Annotated in this window: 21 protein-coding genes; 10 read left to right on the top strand and 11 right to left on the bottom strand. The window is 58.1% G+C overall.

The window, feature by feature from the left end:
• Positions 1–490 precede the first annotated feature (490 nt).
• On the bottom strand, positions 491–739 hold the full coding sequence (locus F591_RS31890) for a hypothetical protein (protein ID WP_019532674.1): 249 nt from the start codon (positions 737–739) through the stop codon (positions 491–493).
• Between the two features lie 49 nt (positions 740–788).
• Between F591_RS31890 and F591_RS29340 the strand changes: the two genes are divergently transcribed.
• Positions 789–1,229, top strand: coding sequence for a GreA/GreB family elongation factor (locus tag F591_RS29340; RefSeq protein WP_019532673.1), 441 nt, complete (start codon positions 789–791; stop codon positions 1,227–1,229).
• Positions 1,230–1,669: 440 nt separating this feature from the next.
• Here F591_RS29340 and F591_RS0100790 read toward each other — a convergent pair whose 3' ends face one another.
• A complete protein-coding gene (locus F591_RS0100790) occupies positions 1,670–2,536 on the bottom strand; it encodes a YitT family protein (RefSeq protein WP_019532672.1) in 867 nt (288 codons plus the stop codon).
• 203 nt (positions 2,537–2,739) lie between these two features.
• On the opposite strand from F591_RS0100790, the gene F591_RS0100785 reads away from it, so the two are divergent.
• Entirely contained in the window at positions 2,740–3,108 is a 369-nt protein-coding gene (locus tag F591_RS0100785; RefSeq protein WP_156829411.1) for a DUF2500 domain-containing protein, read from the top strand.
• Positions 3,109–3,364: 256 nt separating this feature from the next.
• On the opposite strand, the gene F591_RS0100780 is transcribed toward F591_RS0100785, so the two are convergent.
• The 3 genes from F591_RS0100780 to F591_RS0100770 all read right to left on the bottom strand — a co-directional run bounded on the left by F591_RS0100780 (position 3,365) and on the right by F591_RS0100770 (position 11,489).
• On the bottom strand, positions 3,365–8,572 hold the full coding sequence (locus tag F591_RS0100780) for a protein kinase domain-containing protein (protein ID WP_019532670.1): 5,208 nt from the start codon (positions 8,570–8,572) through the stop codon (positions 3,365–3,367).
• A 325-nt stretch (positions 8,573–8,897) separates the two neighbouring features.
• The gene (locus F591_RS0100775) at positions 8,898–10,541 is read right to left on the bottom strand and encodes a hydroxysqualene dehydroxylase (protein ID WP_026326282.1); all 1,644 of its coding nucleotides are present in this window, start codon (positions 10,539–10,541) and stop codon (positions 8,898–8,900) included.
• A gap of 174 nt (positions 10,542–10,715) precedes the next feature.
• A complete protein-coding gene (locus F591_RS0100770; RefSeq protein ID WP_019532668.1) occupies positions 10,716–11,489 on the bottom strand; it encodes a type III pantothenate kinase in 774 nt (257 codons plus the stop codon).
• 558 nt (positions 11,490–12,047) lie between these two features.
• Between F591_RS0100770 and F591_RS0100765 the strand changes: the two genes are divergently transcribed.
• Positions 12,048–12,368, top strand: a complete 321-nt coding sequence (locus tag F591_RS0100765; protein ID WP_019532667.1) for an SPW repeat protein — start codon at positions 12,048–12,050, stop codon at positions 12,366–12,368.
• 152 nt (positions 12,369–12,520) lie between these two features.
• On the opposite strand, the gene F591_RS0100760 is transcribed toward F591_RS0100765, so the two are convergent.
• Entirely contained in the window at positions 12,521–13,180 is a 660-nt protein-coding gene (locus F591_RS0100760; protein ID WP_019532666.1) for an HAD family hydrolase, read from the bottom strand.
• Between the two features lie 187 nt (positions 13,181–13,367).
• Between F591_RS0100760 and F591_RS0100755 the strand changes: the two genes are divergently transcribed.
• The 6 genes from F591_RS0100755 (at position 13,368) to F591_RS0100730 (ending at position 17,719) form a co-directional block, all read left to right on the top strand.
• Positions 13,368–13,670 (top strand): hypothetical protein, encoded by a 303-nt coding sequence (locus tag F591_RS0100755; RefSeq protein WP_019532665.1) that lies wholly within the window; start codon positions 13,368–13,370, stop codon positions 13,668–13,670.
• Positions 13,671–13,814: 144 nt separating this feature from the next.
• Complete coding sequence (locus F591_RS0100750) at positions 13,815–14,594, top strand: YheC/YheD family protein (RefSeq protein WP_019532664.1); 780 nt, start codon at positions 13,815–13,817, stop codon at positions 14,592–14,594.
• Positions 14,595–14,860: 266 nt separating this feature from the next.
• Positions 14,861–15,838 (top strand): ABC transporter ATP-binding protein, encoded by a 978-nt coding sequence (locus tag F591_RS0100745; protein ID WP_019532663.1) that lies wholly within the window; start codon positions 14,861–14,863, stop codon positions 15,836–15,838.
• Positions 15,835–16,638, top strand: coding sequence for an ABC transporter permease (locus F591_RS0100740; protein ID WP_019532662.1), 804 nt, complete (start codon positions 15,835–15,837; stop codon positions 16,636–16,638). The genes F591_RS0100745 and F591_RS0100740 overlap by 4 nt, the downstream gene beginning before the upstream one ends.
• A gap of 7 nt (positions 16,639–16,645) precedes the next feature.
• Entirely contained in the window at positions 16,646–17,431 is a 786-nt protein-coding gene (locus F591_RS0100735; RefSeq protein WP_019532661.1) for an ABC transporter permease, read from the top strand.
• Positions 17,432–17,446: 15 nt separating this feature from the next.
• Entirely contained in the window at positions 17,447–17,719 is a 273-nt protein-coding gene (locus F591_RS0100730; protein ID WP_019532660.1) for a hypothetical protein, read from the top strand.
• A gap of 67 nt (positions 17,720–17,786) precedes the next feature.
• Here the strand turns inward: F591_RS0100730 and F591_RS31125 are convergent, their stop codons facing one another.
• Together F591_RS31125 and F591_RS0100720 are read right to left on the bottom strand one after the other, a co-directional pair.
• The gene (locus F591_RS31125) at positions 17,787–17,954 is read right to left on the bottom strand and encodes a hypothetical protein (protein ID WP_019532659.1); all 168 of its coding nucleotides are present in this window, start codon (positions 17,952–17,954) and stop codon (positions 17,787–17,789) included.
• An 84-nt stretch (positions 17,955–18,038) separates the two neighbouring features.
• Positions 18,039–19,787 carry a Rieske (2Fe-2S) protein gene (locus F591_RS0100720; protein ID WP_019532658.1) on the bottom strand — a complete coding sequence of 583 codons (1,749 nt, stop codon included), beginning with the start codon at positions 19,785–19,787 and terminating at the stop codon, positions 18,039–18,041.
• Positions 19,788–20,166: 379 nt separating this feature from the next.
• Between F591_RS0100720 and F591_RS0100715 the strand changes: the two genes are divergently transcribed.
• Positions 20,167–21,807, top strand: a complete 1,641-nt coding sequence (locus tag F591_RS0100715) for an MDR family MFS transporter (protein WP_019532657.1) — start codon at positions 20,167–20,169, stop codon at positions 21,805–21,807.
• Between the two features lie 324 nt (positions 21,808–22,131).
• Here F591_RS0100715 and F591_RS0100710 read toward each other — a convergent pair whose 3' ends face one another.
• The 3 genes from F591_RS0100710 to F591_RS0100700 form a co-directional block, all read right to left on the bottom strand.
• Positions 22,132–22,386, bottom strand: a complete 255-nt coding sequence (locus F591_RS0100710; protein ID WP_019532656.1) for a hypothetical protein — start codon at positions 22,384–22,386, stop codon at positions 22,132–22,134.
• Between the two features lie 184 nt (positions 22,387–22,570).
• Positions 22,571–23,089 carry a peptide deformylase gene (gene def / locus F591_RS0100705; RefSeq protein ID WP_019532655.1) on the bottom strand — a complete coding sequence of 173 codons (519 nt, stop codon included), beginning with the start codon at positions 23,087–23,089 and terminating at the stop codon, positions 22,571–22,573.
• An 81-nt stretch (positions 23,090–23,170) separates the two neighbouring features.
• Positions 23,171–23,413, bottom strand: a complete 243-nt coding sequence (locus tag F591_RS0100700) for a helix-turn-helix domain-containing protein (RefSeq protein WP_019532654.1) — start codon at positions 23,411–23,413, stop codon at positions 23,171–23,173.
• Positions 23,414–23,498: the final 85 nt, after the last annotated feature.

The following is a 23,498-nucleotide window of genomic DNA, read 5'->3' as shown; positions in this document are numbered from 1 at the left end:
TATCCGTTCGTCGCGCGCTGCGGCCGCATTGGCCGGAGGCTGCCTGCTCTTCCCCGCCAGTTCTGCCTCATCTTGACAATTTACATTGACGGTGAGATAATGATCTTAATTTGCAAAAAGGTTAAGGCATTTCGTTTGTCATCGTGCAAACGAAGTGCCTTCCTTGCTTTTGGCCGAATTTTACATTTAATGTATTTCATTTGATCAGCTGTTATATTTTCTCATGACTATACAGGCATTTCGCAGGCGATTCTGCGAAGTGCCTTTCGTTCATTTCAGGGTAATTTTACATTTAATGTAATCTACATCCAAATTTGCGCTGTAAAGGAGGTGAGGCCATGCCCCTCTGCATCTCGGCTCGCCGAATGGCGGCCGTACTTCGCGCTTGCCATTAAGTCGCTTTTGCCAAGACGCGCGGCGCGCGGCGATTCAAAGAATCCGCTTTCATCATACTATGTATTATTTTTTCAGGTATCTTGAAAAATCAGCTTTATCTATAAGCTGATTTTTCAATACCGCAGGTGACGACCGATGACGCTAGGAAGCGCTCGTCATAGGCGTCTATCTTGAAAATAGCCCCCAGGGCGGGCGGCCCGTTTTCATCTTCTGATGGTGCTGCGCCGGCGGCATGGGCGTCTATCTTGAAAATAGCCCCGGACCCGCGGCCCTTTTTCATCTTTTGATGGTGCTGCGCCAGCGGGCATAGGCGTCGATCAAGAAAACGCTTATCGTTGTTCATCCTCCAGGATGAGCCATCTCCAAAAAAATGACATAACAGGAGGTTTTGCATGATGCAGCAAGATTGGAAAACGTATTACATCTCGCAGCTGACCTTGCTGGATGAGCGCAAGGAGCAATGGGCGGATAAATATTTTCCGTCGCCCGGGCGCGAGCGGAGCCAGTTCCTGCAGTTCGTCGACCGATATACTTCCGCTGTCGAGGGGCTTATAGGGCAGCAGGAGCAGGCGGCCGGCTCCTTCGAGGCGCCGTTCGTGCTGATCGGCAGCACGGTGACGATCGAATATGTGTCGGACGGCAGCCGCGAATCGTACACGATATGTTTGCCGGAGCAAATGGATATCGACTGCGGGCATATTTCGTTCCTCTCCCCGCTCGGCCGCCAGCTGCTGCTTGCTTCGCCGTCGGACACCGTGAAGGTTAAGGCCCCCGACGGAGAGCTTGAGGTGCTGATCAAATCGATCGATATTCATTATATTCAGGATGACTAACCGCTTCGCTTCATGACGGCAGGCCCGCGATGAGCGGTCGCGGGCCTGCCGATTTTCAAGCTTCGCCGAACTTGCTCTTGGACGTTTTCGCGCAAAGCGCATCCGCAAGCTCCGGCTGTTCGACGAGCGCGAATCCATTTGCGTGCGGTCTCCAAGCGCTCGCTGCCGCCCGCAAGCTCCCCGGTCCCCGGATCGCGCCCTGGCGCCGCTATGCTTCCCGATTACAGCCCATTCGGCAGGCTGTATATGATCCGCAAAGCTGGAGCCAAGCAGCCGCGAAAAAAAAAGCCCCGCTAGGGCTTAACTGCCCTGCGCGGAGCCTCAGGCGCTTTTGCGGCATGCGGGACATGTCCGGCAAGACCAACGGATAGCCGTGCCTGAACTGACTTTGGCGACGGCAGCCGCTACACGGCGCTGCGGGCATCGTCCAGGAACCATTTTTAATGAATGCTCTTCTTCTCGAAGCTTCCGCCCATGACGTCGGCGACGTGTTGCACCGAAATGAACGCCTTGCTGTCGATCTCTTGAACGATCGCTTTGAGCTTGGCGACCTCCAGGCGGGTGACGACGCAGTAGATCATCTGCGTATCTTCTTTGGAATAGCCGCCTCTGGCGTACAGGAACGTCGAATTCCGCCCGAGCCGGTTCGTGATTGCCTCCGCAATCTCCTCGTATTCGTTCGATATAATAGTGACCGATTTCGACTCGTCCAAGCCTTCGACTACGATATCCATTACTTTGGACGCGATATAATACGCGAAGATGGAATACATCGCCGAATCCCAGCCGAACACGAAGCCGGCGATGATGAAGATGAACACATTGATGAACATGATGATTTGCCCGACGGGAATCCGCATCTTCTTGGACAGCAGGATGGCGACGATCTCTGTGCCGTCCAGCGAGCCTCCGAAGCGGATGACCATCCCGACGCCGAGGCCGAGGAGCAAGCCGCCGAACAGAACGGCCAATATTTTTTCGTTCGTAAAAGGCTCCGCATGATGCAGCCATAGGGTCGTTAAGGACATCAGGGCGATGCCGTACAGCGTGGAGAAGGCGAATGTTTTGCCGATTTGCTTGTAGCCGACCAGCAGAAACGGAATGTTGATGAGGAAAATAAAGAGGCCGAGCGGTACCGGTGTTATGGCGGACAAGACGATGGATATGCCCGTAATCCCGCCGTCGATGACCTGATTCGGAACGAGGAACAGCTCCAGGGCGACGGCCATCAATACTGCGCCGAGCGTAATGAAAATAAACCGTTTCAAAAAATCCCCAAGCGTAAGCTTCTTGTGCGTCTTTGCCATTTGACGAAATCTCCCCTATTTCGAAATAACATGAGATATATTACTCCAAAATTGTCACAATTACAAATGCATTTTCCCACAATTTTCCGAAACGAAAAGACGCTGCTTGCGTAATGACAATATATCCATGACAGAGGAAGATGCCTATGAATGTTTCTTTCGATCCGTTTCCATCGTCCCCGTTCGGAGGTATGGGGGATGTGATGTTTACATTTGTCCCGATCTTGATCGGAATTGTCTTCGTCATCGTCATCGGCGGGTTGATCCTGAACGGCGCCCGCTACGTCAAAAACGCCAGCTCGCCGCGAGAATCCGTATACGCCCGGGTCGTGGCCAAACGGATGGACGTTCGGACGCATACCAACATGCACCACCAGGCGAACGGCACGATGCATCCGATGCATTCGTCGCGCACGTATTATTACATTACACTGGAGTTCGACAATGGCGAACGGAAGGAATATTTGGATGTCAAAGGCTTGTACGGCCTCCTCGTCGAAGGAGACGCCGGATACGCGGCCGTGCAGGGCGATTGGATCGTCGCTTTCGAGCGCAGCGCTGCCCGGCAATGAGCCGTAAGCGCGTTAAGGGACTGTCCCGAATGTTCGCATGAGGGGAGGCATCCCGGTCTATCACCACAAAAAAATCCTCCCTCCGGCACGAAGCCGGCGAAGGATCGAAATGAACTAGCGCAAGCAGGCGCCGAGCGAGCCGGGCAGCTTGTCGCGCGGCTCGCACGGCGACGAGCCGCGCACTCTCTATGCCGCCGCTCATCGGATAAAGAGGTGAAACCGCTGTCTTTATGCACGATTCTGCTTTTATCCAAGGTCAACGGACGACGTGCGCCGGCTCGGTCGACCGTGTCACGGGAAGCGTAAAATAAAACGTGCTCCCTTGACCGACGCAGCTTTCTACCCAAATCTGGCCGTCGTGCAAATGGATGATTTCCTTGGCGATGGACAGCCCGAGCCCGCTCCCGCCCTCCGAGGAGCTGCGGGATTTGGTCCCCCGGTAGAAGCGGTCGAAAATGTACGGAAGGTCTTCGTCCGCAATGCCCGAGCCGGTATCGGCAACCTGCAGCAGCACCTTGCTGCCGTCGGCTTCCAGCCTGGCCGAGATGCGGATGCTTCCCCCCCGGGGCGTATGGCGGATCGCGTTGTACACCAGGTTGGAGAACACCTGGCCGATCCGCTCCGCATCGACCATTACGCACGGCTCCGTTCCTTCGTCCCGCCCTGCCCTTCGCTCCAGCGATTCATGAAGCGCCAGCTCGTAAGCGATGCCGGCTTTTTCCGCGTCCAGCTCGTGCTTCTGGTACAAATAGCGCACAAGCGCGGGAACCGGGTGCGCCGATCTTTTGAGCGGCAGCTGCCTCAACTCCATCTTGCTCAGCTGAATCAGATCCTGCATCAGGCTCTGGATACTGATGACGCGGGAATGAATGACGCGCAAGTATTTGTCCCTCGCTTCCGGCTCCGTTACGACGCCGTCCAGCATCGCTTCCACAAACCCTTGTATGGAAGTGAGCGGCGTGCGCAGATCGTGGGAAATGTTGGACAGCAGCTTTCTGCGCGATTCCTCCATGCGGATCACCTCGTCCGTGCGCTCCTTGACCTTCTCCTCCAGCAGCGAAACGAGCTTGGCATGCTCGATCGAGATCGCGGCCTGTCCGGCCAAAATATCGACGATCATGCGCCGCTCCTCGGTATACGCATGGGAAGCGAGCCGGTTCTCCAAGTACAGCAGCGCATTGAGCTGCCCCTGGTGCATGATGGGAGCGCACAGGACGGAACGCGGCTTGTAGCGCGCGATGTAGGCGTCGTTCTCGAAAATCCCCTCATGAGCCGCATCGCCGATGACAACATGCTCATAGGTGCGGGCGGCGCGGTAAATAATCGACAGCGGGACGCGGCCGAAGTCGCGCACATCGACCGGCTCGAGCAGGCGCACCGGCTTAAGCGCTTCTTCTTCCCCCGTGTCCGCTTCCGCTTCGACGAACAGCCCGCCTTTTTGCTTCATCATCAGCACGCCCCGCGTCGAACCGGTATTTTGCATCAAAATCGTCATCAGCTTCTCGATCAGCCGCCCGAGCACAAGCTCTTCGGAGATCGCCTGCGAGGCGGTAACGACGGTAGCCAGATCGAGCGAGTTATGCGACAGCGTGGTCGTCGCCGTCGTCGTTGCTTGCCGGACGCGGGGAATTGCCGGGGCGTACAGCAGGTGCGGATACAGCCGCTCCAGCTGATCGCTCTTCACCTTCGCCCCCCAGTGCACATACAGATTATAGGCTTCTGTCATGAACGATTTGGCCGCATGGCTGCGCTTCATCGCTTCGCTGAAAATGGCAGCCCGCTCCGCGCCGATGGCGGCGAACTGGATGTAGCCTTGTCCCGCCGCCCCGGCCACCGCCTCCTCGTAGTGCCGCTCCGCTTCCTTGCTGCGGCCCTGCAGCCGGCACCGCTCCGCCTTGACAAGCAGGTACAGATGCCGGTAGTTGTCGGGAGCGTGCAGCCCCCACCGCTTAAGCCGCCGCTCGCGATCGTATAATTCGTGCATCAGCCTCCGCCTTTTCGCGCCGTAATGCCGCGGCAGCACCGCGGCGATGGTGAGCGCCGACAAGCAGGCATGCTCCGCCGCATGGAACAGCCCGAAGGAGGCGCCGATGACCGATTCGGACTTTTCGGCCATGTCGAACGCGGCATCGTATTCGCCGAGCAGATAATAGAGCAGCATTTTCTTCATATAGTAGACTTGCAGAATGACCTGGTTCAGGCTGCCCTTCAGCGCTACGTGCCGCGCCGCTTCCTCCTCGGGGCTGTCGCCGATGATGAGCGGCTGGCTGCTTCTGCCCGTCAAGTTCCAGACGACGCGACGCAGCATGCCGATCATATGCGCCGTGTCCGGGTTCTGCGTCTGCCGCAAAAAAGGCGTAAGCCGCTCCATTTCGTCAAGCAGATCGTGCAAGGGCTTCCCGATAAAATCGAGCACAAGAATCACATAGGTGACCGCATAGCCGGCATAGACGAGATCGCCCGCCTCCAGCCCGGCGTGATACGACGCCCACAAATAGTCGACGGACGTGCGGGCGTGCCAATTCCACGGCTGAATGAAGACGGCGAATGTAAAATTGCTTTTGCAACGAAGCGCCGGATGCTGAAAACGTTCGCTGAGCGCGAGTCCCAGCCGGCCCATCTCGTAGCCCTTGGAGTATTGGCCGAAGCCGGAGCCGAGCAGCAGCCCGTAAGCGTTGAAGGCGTTCGACGACTCGGGGAAGCAGCCGTACCGCAGCGACAGCGACACGATCCGCAGCATGATCTGCAAATACAGGCTCGAGTCGGTAAAATAAGCGGGCGTGCTCGTATCCATCATCAGCTTGAGCAGAGCTTCCGTTTTTTCCTGAGTTCGGGCAAACGGCGGTTTTTGCGCATCGATCTTCTTGATCGCCATCCGGGAACGAATGGGAACGACCGCCTTGATCAGATCGAAACGCCCGGGACGGTTCGTCAGCCGGATGCCGAACGACTCTGCCAGCCCCTCCATGCCGATGCGGACAGCCGTTTCGTGCTGCCCCATCTGAGTATACATATTGACCATCACGGTATAAGCCGCCGCCCGGTCTGCCGCCGACCTCGCCTGCTCCTTCAGCCAGCCGAAGAGCTCGATCGCTTCCTCGAACCGGCCGTTCAGGAACGAGGCTTCCAATAGGCCCAGATGCAGGCCGTAGGCGAGCTCGTACCGCTCCTCGAAACACGCGGAGCCGAGCAGGCGGATGCCGTTCGCGAAATACTCGGAGGCGGAAGCGAAGGCGGCCGAAGCCTTCGCTTTGTGCCCCGCAGACCGCATCAGCCCGGCGACGAGCTCCCGCTCCTCCCGGGAGACGAGCGCGTCCAGGCACAAGCTGTAATGATGCACGAGCGCGAACAACGAATCGTCCGTGCCGCTTGCCTCCCGTTCCTTCAGGAGCAGCTTCGCCAGCCGAAGATGGGCGCAGGTCCGCTCCTCGGCGGATAAGGAGAAGTAGCAGTATTCTTTGATTTTATCGTGCAGGAAGGCGAATCTGCCGCCTCCGATCGGGGTGATCAGCTGCGCCCGCATCGCCTCGTCCAGCGCCTGCAGGACCGCATCCTCCGGCGCGTTCAGCAGCGCGGAGGCGGTGGGCAGATCGAACGGATCGCCGATGCTCGCAGCAAGCTGTACGGCCCGTCTCGTCTCCCCGGATAGGCGGCCGAGCCTGGCCCCTATGAAGCCGATGACGTAATCGGTCACCTTCAGCGCGGCAATGTCCTCCTCGCTCCAGACCCAGACGCCCTGGCCATAGTCGAAGCGAAGCAGCTTCCGGTCGACCAGCTCCGTCAGGAACTGCTTGACGAAGAACGGATTGCCTCCGGTTTTCTCCATCACCTTGGCCGCCAGACTGCGGGCGTGCGAGGCGACGCAGCCCAGCGTATCGCAGATAAGCTGTTCCACGTGCGGCGCCGCCAGCGGCGCAAGCGCAATCGTCTCGGCCGCCCCCGAGCGCTGCAGCTCCCCGACCAGCCAGCCGAGCGAGTGCGCGGACGCCAGCTCCTCCTCCCGGTAAGCGCCGACGATCAGCAGCGAAGGGATGGATGCCTTCAAGCTCAGAAAATGAAGCAGCTGCAGCGATCCGGCATCCGCCCACTGCAGATCGTCGAGGAAGAGCACGAGGCGGCTTTTCTCCGTAAAGCACTGCAAAAAATGAAGCACGGCGTAATGAAACCGGTTCTTCGCATCGGCAGCCGGCAGCGAAACGGCCGGCTGGCGGCCGACGAGCCATTCCAGCTCGGGCAGAACCTCCGTCAGCACGTGCAGGCTCTCCTTCAGCGAGCCGCGCAGTTTGCGCGTCCATTCCTCTACCTGCTCCTCGTCCTCGGACGCCAGCTGCCGAACAAGCCCCCGAAACGCGCGAATCACCGCATAATACGGAATGTGGCTCTGGAGCTTGTCGAACTTGCCGGAAAGGAACAGGTTTCTGTCCAGTGACACCTTCTTGACCATGCTCTGGATCAGGCTCGATTTGCCGATCCCGGCACGTCCGCTGACCAGAACGCAGCCCCGTTCGCCGTATCCGGTCCGATCGTATGCGGCGCAGAGCCGCCGGAACGCCTCCTTCCGTCCGTACAGCTGCTGCGGAATATGAAACACGTCTTTGTTGTCGCAGGAGGCGACGGGAAATTCGGGCACTGTGCCTCCGATGCGGTACTCCCGCAGACACCGCTCCAGGTCGGCCTGCAGCCCATAAGCGCTCTGGTAGCGGTCCTCCGCGTTCTTGGCCAGGCATTTCATCACGATGTCCGAAACGACTTTAGGTACCTGCTCGTTGACAAGATAGGGAGGAATCGGCGATTTGGCGATATGGCAGTGGATCAACTCAAGCGGCTCCGTCGCCTGAAACGGGGGATTTCCGGTGAGCATCTCATAGAAGGTAGCCCCGAGCGAATAGAAATCGGTGCGATAATCTATCGTCCGATTCATGCGGCCCGTCTGCTCCGGAGACATGTAATGCAAGGTGCCCTCCAGCTCCTTCGGCGCGATCGGCTCCTGCAGCTCGGCAGCGAACCGCGTGGCGATGCCGAAGTCGGTCAGCTTGACCCGCAGCGTCTCCGGATGGACGATGATATTTTTCGGCTTGATGTCCTTATGGATCATTTTATTGCGGTGCAGCGTACCGATAATGGCGACGAGCTGGATGGCGATATCGAGAAATACGGCCAATTCAAACGGGCGGCACGCAATGATCTGTTGCAGCGAGTCTCCTCCGAAATCCTCCAGCACCAGAGCATAACCGTTAAGATAAGGCAGCAGCTCGACAGGCCTTACGATGCCGTCGGCATGCAATCCTTGCATAAGCTCGTACTCTTTCTTTAGTCTGGATGCATTCACCTGAAGGGGATGCTCCGACTTGAGCAGCTTGATGATGAACCGTTCGCCCGTACGCCTGGATCTGGCCCGGTAAATGACCGTGGAGCGGCCCTCATGCAGGCGTTCCGTCAATTCGTAGTCCGTGTTCGCCAACATACGCTATCCCCTTTTTCACAGCGGAACAATGATCTTATATCATTATACAAAAAAGGAATAAGAAGAAAAAGATCCCAGAAAAAGCCGAACAGAATTGCGAACGTTTTGCATTTTGGCGGGAAAAGTCCCCCTCCTCTGCAGGTTGGGGATGAATCTTCGGCGAGGCGAAGCCTGAAATCGAAACAAGCAGTCCCAGCCCTCAGGCGGCGAGTGCATTCGCGAAGGTTGATCTTTCCTCCTTACATAGCGGCAAGCGGTCGTTCCCGGCGAGGAAGCTTCGTCGGTTCGCGCTTGACAAGGCCCGGAGAACGGCCCGCCTGCTTCGTTATTTGAACATGCGGCCGTTCCAGGGAAGCCCATGCCGAAAGCGGCGGCGATCGCTTGCCCGCCACGGAGCGAGCAGGTCGATGCCCAGCAGCTTGTATTCGTACATTTTCCATATTTTGCACGGCCTCGCCCTGGAGCCGGAAGCTTGCAAAATGGCGTTGACCGCCCGGCGAGCCGCTTCGTTCGCGCCTTCCATACACGCGAGATCCGTGTTCGTTCTCACATAATCGCTGGCCAGAAACAGGTTCGGCACACTCGTATAGGCATTCGGCCGCAGCCTCCAGGTGCCGACCTCGTTAATCATCATCGGCTCCAGATTGACGGCGGTGTGCGGGTTAACGAACTGAATGTCCGTATCGAGAAACCAGGAATGCAGCACGTCGTCGCTCAGGATCGTCTGTCCGACATTGAGGCCGCGCTTGAGCTGCTCCCATACCTCCTGCCTGATCTCCTCCGGCGAGCAGTGCATCGCCGGCTTGCCGAACAGCACGCCTTTCGTCTCCCAATCGGATATATCGACCGATATGATTCCCTTGACCTGTCCGTCGCCGTATTGGCTCCAATCGAAATTCGGCCAAAACTGCGCTTGCGAGATCGACGTCAGCGACCATGGCGAATCAAAGTAGAGCACGTGACCGGGCGTGATCGGGACGTCTTCTTTCAAATAGAACTGAATGCCGTTCATCCAGTCGATCGACCGGGCCAGCGTGCGAATATTGGCCAGATCGCGGTGAGCCTCCGCCACCTCGTCGGGAACGAAAGCGGCCATGACCTCGACGGGAAACGCGCAAATATAATAGTCTGCCTGGATGTCGGCGCCCTTCCCGCCGATGACGGCTTCAGCGCCTTCAACCCGGTCGCCGTTCCCGAAACAGAGGCGCTCCACCTTCGCGTTCGTATGATATTTCACGCCGCCGCGGCGCAAATAGCTTACCCACGGGTCGATCCAGCGATCGTTGGTCGGGCCGTTCAGAATGCGGACGAACGAAATACCCGGCGTCAATATATCCAGGGTCATCTGCGCAGCGATTCGCCCGACGGTTTTCGTATTGGCTCTCGTCGCCTTGCAGGCGATAAGCGTCTTCGTAATATTCCCGAACACCTTGCGGAACGAAGGGGAGTAACGATCGGCATCGATAAACTCCCACCACGGCATATCCTGATACTCGTTCTCTATGCGCTCGTTGCAGCTCGTCATGATCTGCCACAGCCTGGCGATGTACTGCTTCAGATCTTTGCGCGTCAGCTCCAGCTCGTTATCGCATACCTTCCGCATCGCCTTGATGTCGTGAATGGCAAAGCTTAATCTGGAGACGAGCTCGACCATCGGATTCGAATGCGTCGAGAGGTTCAGCCTGGCCACTTCTACCAGGTTATCGTATACGGTCCGACGGCCGTACGGGATACGCTTCATGGTGTCGATGATGTGCCTGTAAAATTTGGGAAACAACCGGAAGCCGTGTTCCCCCGGCAAATCATGCCTGTTCTCCTTCCCGGAGCCTTCAAACGGCATGCTTCGCGCTTTCCCTCCGGGAATGTTCTTGCCTTCGTAGACTTCGACGTCGAAGCCGCGCTCCATCAATTCGTGAGCCGCCGACAAACCGGCCACTCCTCCGCCAAGTATGGCCACCTTGTTCCCCATAAGCCCCACCTCTCTGTCTGTTCATCCTCAAAAAATAGCAAACACTTACCAGTGTTATTTATGCTATTTCATGGGCAAACAGACCGAAAAAGAGGCACGCGGTCGGGACATAGGTCTATGGCGTATCCATGAACGAAACCGGCAGCGCGGTTGAAGCGCACAACGGCCGGCTTGCTACCGGTTCAGCCGCCAGAGCAGCGGCAGTCCCTCCAGGACAAGATCGGGATGCGTGTGCTGAACGGTTTTGGAATAAGGCGAAATCAGCCTGGATATTCCGCCGGAGGCGACGACGGTGAACGGCAGCCCCATCTCTTCCTTCATCCGCGAGACGATGCCGTCGATTTGCCCGGCCAGCCCAACCAGGATGCCGTACTTCATGCTGTCCTCCGTACTGAGGCTGATGCCCTTCGGCACGTCCATAAAGTCGACGGACGGCAGCACCGCCGCCTGCTCCAGCAGCGCATCGGCCGATATCATGCCCCCCGGGGCGATGGTGCCGCCGAGGAAGCGCTTGCGATCATCCACCACGCTGATCGTCGTGGCCGTTCCGAGACACAACACGATCACCGGCGCACCGTACCGCTCGACTGCCGCCATGGCGCTGACGATCCGGTCCGCCCCCGTCTGCGCAGGCTGATCCGTATGGATCGTAAGGCCCGTCTTCGCCCCCGGCCCGGCGACAAGCGGCGATTGGCCGAAATACCGCTCGCCCATTTCGCGAATCGCCGTCATGAGCGGCGGCACGACCGAGCTGACGACGATGCCGTCGAACTTGCGGGGATCGATCCCGCTGCGCTGCAGCAGGCGACCGACGACCTCCCACAGCTCGTACGAGGTCATCTCGCGCTGCGTCGCGACGCGCCAGACATGCCGCAACGCCTCCCCTTCATAAACGCCGATCTTTATGTTCGTATTGCCTACATCAAACGCCAGCAGGAAATCATTCATTGCGTTGTTCACCTGTCCCCTGCAATATCTTCTCATTGTCCGCCGCTAAGATAGCTTGTCCGTTCCGCCGGCGGCTGACCGCGAATGGTTCCCATCATATCACATCGACTTGCTCCGTACAATATCGCGTCGTTGCAGGGACTCGCCTCAGACGGCAGCGGCAACGAAGCGTTCGATCTTGAAAGTTCTGCGCTATCCATACGCTGAATTTTCAACACCGCAGGTGACGACCGATGACGAAAGGAGTCGCTCGTCATAGGCGTCCCTCTTGAAATTTGACGGTAGTCCGCCGACCAAAATTTCAACACCGCAGGTGACGACCGATGACGAAAGGAGTCGCTCGTCATAGGCGTCTCTCTTGAAATTTGACGGTAGTCCGCCGACCAAAATTTCAACACCGCAGGTGACGACCGATGACGAAAGGAGTCGCTCGTCATAGGCGTCTATTCTCATTTTCTTAAAATGGACGACCCGTGTCCAGTCCTTTTTGTAACCGCTTGCATATAAATGTATTACGGAACAAGGTTCCGATTTTCCTATTGTCGGGAGGTGCCCATCTTGACGACGCGCAACGTGCTGTCCGCACTGATTGGCCTTTTCTTTATACTGGCTCCCTGGCTGCTCGGCTTTAGCGGCAATGGCAATGCAGTGAGGACGAGTCTTATTATGGGAATTGTTTTGGCTTCGGCTTCGGTGCTGGCGATCGGCCAGGCGGGATGGAACTCATGGCAGTTATGGACCTCGTTCATTGCCGGCATCGGCTTCATCATGTTCCCGTTTATTTACGGTTTCTCGTGGACGTTCGCCGGTCTATACGTCATTCTCGGCTTTATCGTCGTGTTCCTGAATTTTTACAATATGGATGCCGATGCCCCGTAATCGGGGCTTTTTTTTATTTGGAAAGATGGAACTGAAACTATCCTATTTTTTCTGCTGGTATCGGCGATTTTTGCGGTTCGATGGATTGACTCCAAAAAAAGCGGCGTATTGATAAACACAGGTATTTTTTGCTCGGTTCGGTGCTTTTGCTGCTAAAGGGCTGATTGCGGCCCGAGCCACTTCATAAGCTGCCGGATATCGTCAATCCGGCCGATCGGATGCACGCCCCGTTCATGCATTTCCCCGCCGCGGGAGCAGTACCATACGAACGGAATCCCTGCAGTGGCGGACGCCTTGCCGTCGATCCACGAATCTCCTACGGAGAGCCATTCCCGGGGAGCGATCTCCCGGAATGTGTCCAGAACGAGCAAAAAACCGGAAGGCGACGGCTTGAGCGAAGTCATCTGCTCCCGCCCGACGATCAGGTCGAAATAGCCGGCAATGCCTGTCTCCTCAAGCGCTTTGACCGCTGCGGCGAAGGAGTTGTTCGTGACGACAGCAAGCGCGCAGCGGGGGCGAAGCGCACGGAGCAGCGGGACGACGCCCTGCTCCAGCTCCGCTCCCTCCATCCCCCGCAGCTCATGCTGCGCCGCTATCCGCATCACTTCTTCATACAGCTCCTCGGACAGCCCGTTGCTTTTGGCGTACTCGATCATGGTCGCTGTCGTATGCCTGGCCACCGGGAACGGTTCCGGCAATATTCTGCGGGCCGCCAAAAAGCGATAAACCTCGTTCTTCATCGCGGAAAAATCGATCCGCGAATGCAGCAGCGTATTGTCCATGTCAAAAATGACGCCTTTCGTCCCCGGCAATGCCCTCCCCCCTGTTCTTTAAGCGAAGATGCGTTCGCGCTATCTCAAAAATGTGACGGTGATCCCCCGATAAATTTTCATTCGCCGAAGAAGACGACCGATGGCGAAGGATTCGTTCGTCATCGGCGTTTATCCCTGTTATAATAATAGAAAGACAACCTGGCAGACAAGGATGGTACGAAAGTCAATGGCCTTCGGCATAACGCGAGACGAACTGAAGCGCTGGAAGGAAGCCGTAAGCCGCGGCGACATCGCCTTTTTGACCCATTACTGGCTGGACGACCGCTTTCCCGGCATTCGCACCGTGACCAAGGTCGGCTGCTCCGATGTGGAGCGGCTGACCCGCTGGTGCCTCGAGCACGGGCTGAACCCGAAATACATTCACCATCGCCCTCCGTATCCCCATTTCGACCTGATCGGCCCGAGGCAGCAAGAAATTTTGCGGCAGGAGAAACTCTGGGACCAACTGCGGCGATTCAAGCTGATATAATTCCCCGGCTCCTTCCCCGGCGCACACGTCCATACCATCCTCCATGCGCCGCCTCCATTCAATTCGTCCAATCTTTGCTGAACTGCACATCCGCACAATTTTTCCCAAGAGACCTGTCATACATTAGGTTTGAGGTGATGTGCAGTGGCAAAGAAACGATACAAGAGCAACCGCATCGCAGGCAAGCTGCGCGTATGCAACTATTTGAAGAGACACCCCGAATTAAGGAGGCTCGTGCCGCTAACCGTATCGTTTTCCCGCCCGAACCTGCATTCCATGAGCAGGCGGTTTCGCGCGCTGTATATCAAACCGAACATTGGCTCCCAAGGCATCGGCGTTCACAAGCTTGAGCGTCTGTCAAGCGGATACCGGCTGATTTATATCAAGGGCAAACAGCAGAAAAAACGAAGATTTGCCTCGTTCGGCAGCGCATACGAGCACCTGAAAACGAAACAGCCGCCCAAATTCATTATTCAGCGGGCGATCAACCTGGATAAGTTAAGCGGCCGCCCTTACGACATTCGGGCCATGGTGCAGCGCAGGCCAGGCGGTCCCTGGACTTGTACCGGCTTTATGGTGAAGGTAGGGAGCAAACGCAAAATTGTGACCAATTATTATCAGGGCGGGAAGCTTTATACGATTCAACAGCTGCTGAAGCTGCAAGGTTATCCGGAAGCAGAACGAAACGGACGAATCGGACGCTTGACGGAGCAGGCCGAGGCCGTCGCCCGCTATTTGAGCAGCAAGCGTTCGGGCATGCGCGAGATGGGCATCGATTTCGCCTACGATACGAACGGGCGCTTATGGATTCTGGAGGTGAACTCGAACCATCCGCAGTTTCGTCCGCTTAAAAAGCTGGACCGGAAAGCCTATAACCGGATGCGCTCTTTCGCCAAAAGCTACGGCCGTTACGACGATTATTGATCCGCCTATTGATCCGCCTATTGATCCGCCCGCTCCCTCTCGCTCGTTCTCCCCGCTGCCGCGAACCTCTCGCTTCCGCCCCGCCGCTGGTTTCCCCGCGGAGCCAGCGGCTGTCCCGGCCTAAGCTTAGCACCTGCAGCAGGCCGGGGCCGGACCGCTTCAGCGTAACGCCGAGCTTGCTTACCGAAAAAAAGGATTGACAGACCTTTGGCGCTAATGATATGATACTCCTTCCTTCCACAAAATGTTAGGAGGCGAACAGACAAGTGATTTCCGTCGAAGGCTTACACAAATCCTTCAAGGTGGCCAAACGGTCCGCCGGGTTGAGGCAAGCGGCGAAAGCGCTTTTTTCCCGCGAGTATACGACTGTGCAGGCGCTAAACGACATTTCCTTCCGCATCGAGCCGGGGGAAATCGCCGGTTACATCGGGCCGAACGGCGCGGGCAAATCGACCACGATCAAAATTATGAGCGGCATCCTCGTCCCGGATCAAGGCACCTGCTCCATCCTCGGCTACACGCCATGGAAAGAGCGGGCCAGCTACGTGCGGCATATCGGCGTCGTGTTCGGACAGCGCTCCCAGCTCTGGTGGGACGTCCCGGTCATCGATTCCTTCGAGCTGCTGCGCGACATCTACAAAATCCCGAAAGCGGAATACGACGCGAACGTCGAGCTGCTGACCGAGACGCTGGACTTGCAGGCGCTGCTCGGCACGCCGGTCCGGCAGCTCAGCCTCGGGCAGCGGATGCGCTGCGAAATCGCCGCCTCGCTGCTGCACGGCCCGAGCATTCTGTTCCTCGACGAGCCGACGATCGGGCTCGACGCCGTCTCCAAAATCGCCGTGCGCCAGTTTATCAGAACGATCAACAAGGAGAAGGGCGTCACCATTATACTCACGACGCACGACATGAGCGACATCGAGGCGCTGGCCGACCGGATTCTGCTGATCGGCAACGGCAGCCTGCTGTTCGACGGCAAGCTGCCGCAGCTGCGCAGCCAGTTCGGCACGCGCAAGACGATTACGGCCGATTACGCCGAAACCGCGGCGCCGTTCGATATTCAGGGCGCTTCGCTGCTCTCGTGGTCCCCCGAGCGAGCCGTGCTGAGCGTCGATACGGAGCAGGCCAACATTTCCGACGTGATCAGCGAATTGTCCGGCCGGGTCGAGCTGAAGGACGTGTCGGTCGAAGCCCAGCCGATCGAGGAAATCATCGTGCAGCTATATAAGGAGTACCGGATATGAAGCCTTATTCTTCCGTGCTCAAGCTTCGGCTGCTGCACGGCATGCAGTATCGGGCAGCCGCCTTCGCCGGAGTGGCGACGCAGTTTTTCTGGGGCTTCATGTTCATTATGATTTATGAAGCCTTCTACAGCCATGCCGCCGCCATGCCGCCGATGACGCTGCCGCAGCTGGTTACATATATTTGGTTGCAGCAATCGTTCCTCGCGCTGATCATGCTGTGGTTTCGCGATAACGAGCTGTTCCAGCTGATCACAAGCGGCAATATCGCCTACGAGCTGTGCCGACCGGCCGATCTGTACGGCTTCTGGTATGCGAAGCTGCTGGCCCAGCGGCTGTCAAGCGCGCTGCTGCGCTGCTTCCCTATTCTGGCCGTCGCCTTCCTCCTGCCGGAGCCGTACCGGATGTCGCTGCCGCCCGATCCCGCCGCTTTCGTCCTGTTTCTCGTTTCGCTGATCCTCGGGATGCTGCTGCTGGTGGCGATCTCCATGTTCATCTACATTTCCGTGTTCATCACCTTGTCGCCCAGCGGATCGCTGCTCGTGTTCAGCTTGATCGGGGAATTTTTCGCCGGCCGAGTCGTTCCCGTCCCGCTCATGCCGGAATGGGTGCAGCAGATCGTGTACCTGCTGCCGTTTTACTTGACAGCGGACATGCCGTTTCGCGTCTATTCGGGACATATACCGGCTCATGAGGCGCTGCTCGGCATCGGCCAGCAGCTGGTCTGGCTTGCCGCCCTATTCGTGCTCGGCCGCCTGGCGCTGAACAAGGCGTTGCGCAGAGTCGTCGTCCAAGGAGGGTGAAATCCGCTTGACGCTTTATTTCAAATATTTGCTCTTGCAGTTCAAAGCCCAGATGCAGTACCGAACGTCGTTCTGGCTTTTGTCCATCGGCCAATTTTTCGTTCCGTTTTCGGTATTCGCCGGCTTGTATTTTTTGTTCGAGCGGTTCGGCCAACTGCAAGACTGGAGCTTCCACGAGGTGGCGCTCTGCTTCGCCGTCATTCATATGGCGTTCGCCATCAGCGAATGCTTCGCCCGCGGCTTCGACGCCTTCTCCTCGCTGGTGGCAGGCGGCGACTTCGACCGGCTGCTCGTCCGCCCGCGCAGCACCGCCCTGCAAGTGCTCGGCTCGAAGTTCGAATTTACGCGCTTCGGCCGGCTGATCCAGGGCGTCGTCGTCCTGGCGTGGGCGCTGTCCGGCCTCAGCGTGGAATGGACCGCCTTGAAGGTCATCACCTTGATCCTGATGGTGATCAGCGGCATATTTATTTTTACCGGCATCTTCATCCTCGCGGCCACGCTCTGCTTCTGGACGATTCAGGGCCTGGAGGTCGTCAATATTTTTACGGACGGCGGCCGCGAGCTGGCGCAGTACCCGCTGAACATTTATCACAAGTGGGCGACCCGCTTCTTCACGTACGTCATCCCGTTCGGCTGTGTCAACTATTTGCCGCTGATGTACATTTTGGACAAAACGGAAGCCCATAACGAAACGCTCTATATGCTGACGCCCCTGGCGGGAGTCGCCTTCATCGTGCCGTGCCTGCTGGTGTGGCAGTTCGGGGTCAAGCATTATCGTTCGACCGGGTCGTAAGGAGGCTTAGCGATCTTGGCTATACTCAAAGAAAGCGAACATTACGAGCGCATTCAAGCTCTGCATGAGAAGCTGTGGGAGCAATTGCAGGAAGTCGGCGAGAAGGAAGCGGAAGCTTTGCTGCAGAAATGCCTGAGGCAAATCGATGATGATGAACGCATTTCGTACCTTGGTAGAGTAAAAAGCTTCGTCAAAACCCGAGGCTTCCTCGTCTCGGTTATCGTTGGGGTAGCGATTGTGCCCTTGACGACCGGGTTCATCCTCTGGGCTTCGCTCCTATTGGAGTAAAAAGGCGCAGACAGGAGGCTCTGTCCGCGCCGAACGGAGCCGCAAGCTGCATTCGGCTGCCTGTGGCTCACATTTTGCCCTCCCTGATCCACGCCAAAATCCGAAATGTGCCGAACAGCGCCGTCAGCAGGAGGAGAAGCAGCAGCGCTATCCACATTCCCAATTGGTTGATTTCTCTAATTCCGTCCATATGAATCAGCACGAAGACCGACAGAACGATAAAAGCGATATACATGGCGGCAATCGGAATGATTCAGATGATTCTCAGCTTCATATTTTTGCCTTTCATCCGACTCTCCCTTCAGAAAGGTGACGCGGCCTACTCCTCAAACAGCTTTTCGCCGCGATGAAGCCGCCAGGCGATCCGGGCCGTATGCGGCAGCTCGCGCGCCGTAGGCGCATGCGCCGCCAAATAGCGGGCAGCGGCCAGCAGCAGCGTCTCCCTGGCGCGCTCGGCGAACGCGTCCGTCCGCCTCTCCCAACGATCGTACTCGACGACAGCCGCTTCGTACATTTGGAACGAATGGAATTCCGCATCCTCGCGCAGCAGCGCATGGCCGAGCGTGTTGATCAGCGCCGCCCGGTCGCCGCCCCTTCGCAAATATCCGGCCACCCATTCGGCGGTCTCGTTCACCTGCTGCCGGCGGTCCAGCAGCTCGAGCAATTGCACCGCTTGCGGCGCGGGTCCGCTGCCTTCGCCCTTGGGGCGCGAAGCGGCGGGCACGTTCAGGAACCGGTCCAAATAAATCGCGGCCGCACTGTAAAACAACGCGCGCAGCAGGAGCGGATGTGCGCTTCTTTGCAGCACCTCGCAGACGGCATGGGCGTGCGTGAACGTATGCAGCACGGCAATCCAGTCGCCGAAGTCGTTCTGCGTATGGAACCGGACGATCCGCTCGGCGGCGGCCAGAGCCACCAGCGGCGCCAGCTGGACCGGATCGCATCCGCTCTCCAGCCGTTCCGTGAGCAGGCGGAACGTCCCAAGGACGTCATCGCCGAGCAAAGCGGCAAGCAGCTGCTCCTCTTCGTCCGGACCCAGCGGCTGCCGGGCCGCAGGACGATGGGCCTCCAGCCTGGCGAACGCTTCCTTGAGCGGGGCGACCAGATTGATCGGCGCCTGCCAATGATGCAGCTCCTCACTTCTGGTCGGGCTAGCCAGCAGCGGCACGAGCGAGGCCAGCACCGGCACCTTGCGCTCCTCGCCCGCCCAGTCGAGCGCCTCGAACGCCTTGTTATGAAAATCGAGCGTGTGGCCGCCGTCCAAATAAAAATGGTCGGTGACGGCCAGCAGCAGCATCTCCGCCACCCGCTCGTCGCTCATGCCGCGGTCGATGGCTGCCAGCAGGATGCGCTCGGCTCCGCGCGTATCCCTGACCTCGATACAGCTGCGGTACCAGGCGGCGAGCCGCTCCGGGTTCACCTCGTCGCCCGGCAGCCGGCTGAGCAGCCGCCGCTCCGGCCTGCCCGCGCTGCTGCGTGCGACGTGCAGCAGCCCGTGGTACAGCGCCAGCAGCTTGCCCTGCTTGTCGAGCTTCGGCAGGACGCGGGTCATCGCGGTCAGGATGGTGAGCCCGGCGTTCCAGCCGCCGGCGACGCTTGTGCCGAACTCGACGCCGATGCGGGCAATATCCTTCTCCGGGTAGCCGGCCTCGAGTAGGCCGACGACCGCCTTCGCAATGACGATGCCGATATTCTGCTCAAGCCCCTCCCGCAGCCGCTGCACATGCCGCTCGACATGCCGTTCGGAGCGGGAACGCGGGTTGACCCAGACGCCGCCGTCCTCGATCTTGACCTCGTGCGAGGGCACATCGTCGGCCCACGGATCGAGCGTTCCCCCGCTGCATACGTCAAAGCGCGCATGGTGCCAATGACAGGTCAGCATCCCGTCGCACAGCGTCCCCAAGTGAAGCGGAAAGCCGAGATGCGGGCAGCGGTTATCGACCGCATAGACCTGGTTCTCGTGATAAAATACGGCGATGCCGCCCTTCACCACCTTGACGCCTTCCTTTTGAAGCGCTTCCAAATCACCTGCAAAAATCCACTTTTCCGCTGCTTCCTTCACGCTCATGCCAAGCGCCCTCCTTCCGGCTTCGATTCGAATCTTTCCAATCCATTATAACAGCTGTCAAAGCGGCGTTAAAGAAAAGCCGTTGCGCCTGTCGTCCGTTTGAGCGTCGACAAACAGCCTATGGCAGCAAAGCCGGGAACTTCGGCAACAAAGAAAACGATTTACTTTTGCCCATGGAAATGATATATTTAGGAAATGCTTATTTGCTAATTATTTTATTTTGTAAATTATAATATTCAAGGGAGGAACCGTTACGACCAATTTGAGGCCGATTCTAAGCAAATGACGTTATGCCGCTTGCAAGCCAGGTTCGCCTGAGCTTTTTCTTTTTTTCCACCAAGCTGCAGGCTATCCACACATAGAGAGGAGCAACGGATTCGTGGAACACCTTTCGCACAAACGCAAAATGACCATCATGTTCGCCATCATCGTATCGATGTTCTTCGCCGCGATCAACCAGACGATCGTCGGAACGGCGCTGCCGAGAATTATCGCCACGCTCGGCGGCATCGACTATTACACCTGGGTCATTACGATTTTTATGCTCACATCGACCATCGCCACCGTGCTCGTCGGCAAGCTGTCCGACATATACGGAAGGAAGCCGTTCATCTTGAGCGGCATCGTCTTTTTTATGATCGGGGCTTTCCTGTCGGGGTTATCCAAAGATATTTTTCAGCTGATCGCCTTCCGGGGCGTGCAGGGCATCGGCGCCGGCATCATTATGGCGACCGCCTTTACGGCGATCGGCGATTTGTTCTCTCCGCGGGAGAGGGGACGCTGGTCCGGCATTATGGGCGCCGTCTTCGGGCTTTCCAGCGTCGTCGGCCCTACGCTTGGCGGTTACGTCGTGGACCACTTGGCTTGGCACTGGGTGTTCTGGCTGTTCCTGCCGCTCGGCATTATCGCCTTCGTCATGATTTGGCTGCTGTTTCCGAGCGTGGAGCGGAAGGAAGCGGTGTCGATCGATTATCTCGGCTCACTCTTTCTGACCTTGACGATCGTTCCGATGCTGATCGCCTTCTCATGGGCGGGAACCAATTACGCCTGGGGCTCCCCGCAAATAATCGGCTTGTTCGCCTTCACGGCCGTTTCGCTGGCGCTGTTCCTATTCGTCGAAACGCGGGCGAAGAGCCCGGTATTGCCGCTGTCCTTGTTCCGCAACAGCATCGTCACGGTGTCCAACACGGTCGGCTTTATGATCAACGCGGGCATGATGGGAGCGATCATGTACATGCCGTTTTTGACGCAGGGCGTGCTTGGCGTATCGCCGACCGTATCCGGGTATGTGACGATGCCGCTGATGGTCGGCATGATGATCACGAGCACGCTGACCGGCCAGCTGATGACGCGGACGGGAAAATACAAAAACTACGCGCTGATCGGCATCGCCGTCATGGTTCTCGGCACGGTGCTGATGCATTTTACGCACAGCATTGCGCTCGCCGTGACCAGCATGATCGTATTCGGCTTCGGTCTCGGGCCGGGCATGTCGGTCTTCTCGCTGACCGTGCAGAACGCCGTCGATCCGAAGGACCTCGGCGTCGCAACCGCCTCGTCCCAGCTGTTCCGCAATATGGGCGGCACGATCGGCATCGCCGTCATGGGCACGATCATGGCGGCAGGCATCCGTTCGCGGCTGGCGGAGTACGCCGCCAGCGGCCAGGCGCCCGATCTGTCCAAGGTCGACCCGCAGACAGCCGAAACGTTCAAGGAGTTCCTGAACCCGCAAATTTTGCTGGATCAGCCGAAGCTCGCCGCCATCCAGGCCGGCCTGCCGGCGGAGCAGCACCGGTTGTTCGACCAGATGGTCGGCATGCTGCGGGACGCTTTGAGCCACTCGCTGGCGCAGGTGTTTCTGACCGGAACATTCGTCATGATCGCGGCGCTCGCGCTCGCTTTCTTCCTGAAAGAAATTCCGCTGCGCACCAGCAACCGCAGCCCGAAGGCCGATGCCGAACCGGGAGCGGACGGCGAAGGCTCGCACAAGGAGCCGGCGGCTGGCGGCGCGGCCGGTTAATATAGCAAAACCGTCTTGACAATCGTTGTCAGGACGGTTTTGCGTTTGGCCGAGCCTTCTCGTAGCAGGGCCGCTGGTGCGGGCAGCAAAGGAGAAGCATGCCGCTCCCCGCTACACCGCCGCTTCGGTCCAGGCTCTGCTCATATTGCGCTTGCCGTTGCTTCGGCCGTGAAGAACGCTGCATTGGGTAGCCAAACATGCGAATTAAGGCTGCTTGCATGCGGTACAATGTCAAATCGTTTTCACGTCGAATAAGCTTTGCGGCAAGCGTTAACCAAACCCCAGGCGAAAGGTTACGCAAAAAAAAAAGAAGCGACCCGCCGGTCACTTCTGCGTCTCCGATGCCGGGCCGTCCCCGTTCGGCTCGTTGCTGCCGTATTTGTCGTAGCGCCCGTCGATTTCCTGTGCCATGCGCCGGTATTGCCGGGTCTCCTCGCGGATCGGATCGTGCGGCGTCTGAATGCGGATTTCCGTCTTGTGCGGCAGCTTGCGGCGGGCCGTCTCCCCGGCATCCGGCTTGACGAGCTCTCCTTCCTCCAGCGTCTGGGCAAGCTGCTCCTCCAGCTCTTTGCGATTCATTCCCGCATCTCCCTTCCAAAGCATTGCTTACCTGCTGTTCTTCCTGGATCATTGGATTATAGTATGCTCCACCGGAAGCGCCCCCATCCGAACAGCTGATGCCGTTAAAATCTCAAGGTCCATCCCCTTGCTATGCATAGATGAAACCCGGCAACACAAGGGAGCAGAAGCGCTGCTGGCCGGCCTACAAATTCCGGTTCGACAAAGCGATCACGTCCAGCAGCCGGACGGTTTGCCCGGTATGCTCATGCCTTAGCACCGGTTCCTTCACATGGTCGATGAACAGCACGCCGTCCAGGTGATCGATCTCATGCTGCATGCACCGGGCGACGTAGTCCTCGGCTTCGATCAGTCGCTCCGCTCCGCTGCGGTCCATCGTCCTTACCTTGACGTAAGCAGCCCGCTTCACCGGCCCGTAATAGCCGGGAAACGACAGGCACGCCTCCGGTCCGGTCTGCTCGCCGCGCCGTTCGACGATCTCCGGGTTGATCAGCTCGATCAACCCGCTGCCGCAATCGAGCACGGCCACTCTGCGCAAAATCCCGATCTGCGGCGCCGCCAGGCCAGCCCTTCCTTCCTCCGCATACAGCGTCTCCCGCAAATCGTCCAGCACGCGCGCCAGCCTTGCATTAAATTCGGTCACTGGCTTCGCCTTTTTGCGCAGCACCGGGTCGCCAAAGGGCAAAATCGCTTTTACGGTCATAGGTTGTTCCTCACTTTCTATTTCTTGAAAATTTGGCGGTAATCCACGGGCCAAATTTCAACACCGCAGAGGTGATCGCTTTCATGAAGCGCCCCGCACGCGCGAGGGGGTGTGCGCCCACAAATCGCCAGGCTTGCAGTCCAGGGCAGTGCAAAGCGCGTCCAGCGTATCGGCCTTCATCTGCTTCGGCTCGCCGTTGATCAGCGCGCTGACGGACGGCGCAGACAGCCGGTATCCCGCCTTCTCCCATAAAAGCCTGGCGAGCTCCACGCCTGTACGTATGCCTTTGTCCGCCATCACCTGCTTCAGCATCCATGTCAGCATGCGTCGTTCCATCCTCCGATATAAAATTAGGCAGCACCTAAACCAATTAGGCACTGCCTAATATACCATAACCGCAGCTCCGTGG

The organism is Paenibacillus ginsengihumi DSM 21568 (genome assembly GCF_000380965.1).
In the GTDB taxonomy this organism is placed as follows: Bacteria; Bacillota; Bacilli; order Paenibacillales; family NBRC-103111; genus Paenibacillus_G; species Paenibacillus_G ginsengihumi.
Note: the sequence above shows the minus strand (reverse complement) of the source record. Positions and strands in the feature narration are given on the sequence as shown.

Excerpts from the sequence above, each read along its gene's own strand:
- F591_RS31125 (WP_019532659.1), bottom strand. The coding sequence starts at position 17,954 with ATGTATATCGCTTTTATCGTTCTGTCGGTCTTCGTGCTGATTCATATG.
- F591_RS0100775 (WP_026326282.1), bottom strand. The coding sequence starts at position 10,541 with ATGGGGAACAAGGTGGCCATACTTGGCGGAGGAGTGGCCGGTTTGTCG.
- F591_RS0100790 (WP_019532672.1), bottom strand. The coding sequence starts at position 2,536 with ATGGCAAAGACGCACAAGAAGCTTACGCTTGGGGATTTTTTGAAACGG.
- def (WP_019532655.1), bottom strand. The coding sequence starts at position 23,089 with ATGACCGTAAAAGCGATTTTGCCCTTTGGCGACCCGGTGCTGCGCAAA.
- F591_RS0100785 (WP_156829411.1), top strand. The coding sequence starts at position 2,740 with ATGTTTACATTTGTCCCGATCTTGATCGGAATTGTCTTCGTCATCGTC.
- F591_RS0100700 (WP_019532654.1), bottom strand. The coding sequence starts at position 23,413 with ATGCTGACATGGATGCTGAAGCAGGTGATGGCGGACAAAGGCATACGT.
- F591_RS0100770 (WP_019532668.1), bottom strand. The coding sequence starts at position 11,489 with ATGAATGATTTCCTGCTGGCGTTTGATGTAGGCAATACGAACATAAAG.
- F591_RS0100720 (WP_019532658.1), bottom strand. The coding sequence starts at position 19,787 with ATGAGCGTGAAGGAAGCAGCGGAAAAGTGGATTTTTGCAGGTGATTTG.
- F591_RS31890 (WP_019532674.1), bottom strand. The coding sequence starts at position 739 with ATGAACAACGATAAGCGTTTTCTTGATCGACGCCTATGCCCGCTGGCG.
- F591_RS0100755 (WP_019532665.1), top strand. The coding sequence starts at position 13,368 with ATGGCCTTCGGCATAACGCGAGACGAACTGAAGCGCTGGAAGGAAGCC.
- F591_RS0100740 (WP_019532662.1), top strand. The coding sequence starts at position 15,835 with ATGAAGCCTTATTCTTCCGTGCTCAAGCTTCGGCTGCTGCACGGCATG.
- F591_RS0100710 (WP_019532656.1), bottom strand. The coding sequence starts at position 22,386 with ATGAATCGCAAAGAGCTGGAGGAGCAGCTTGCCCAGACGCTGGAGGAA.
- F591_RS0100780 (WP_019532670.1), bottom strand. The coding sequence starts at position 8,572 with ATGTTGGCGAACACGGACTACGAATTGACGGAACGCCTGCATGAGGGC.
- F591_RS29340 (WP_019532673.1), top strand. The coding sequence starts at position 789 with ATGATGCAGCAAGATTGGAAAACGTATTACATCTCGCAGCTGACCTTG.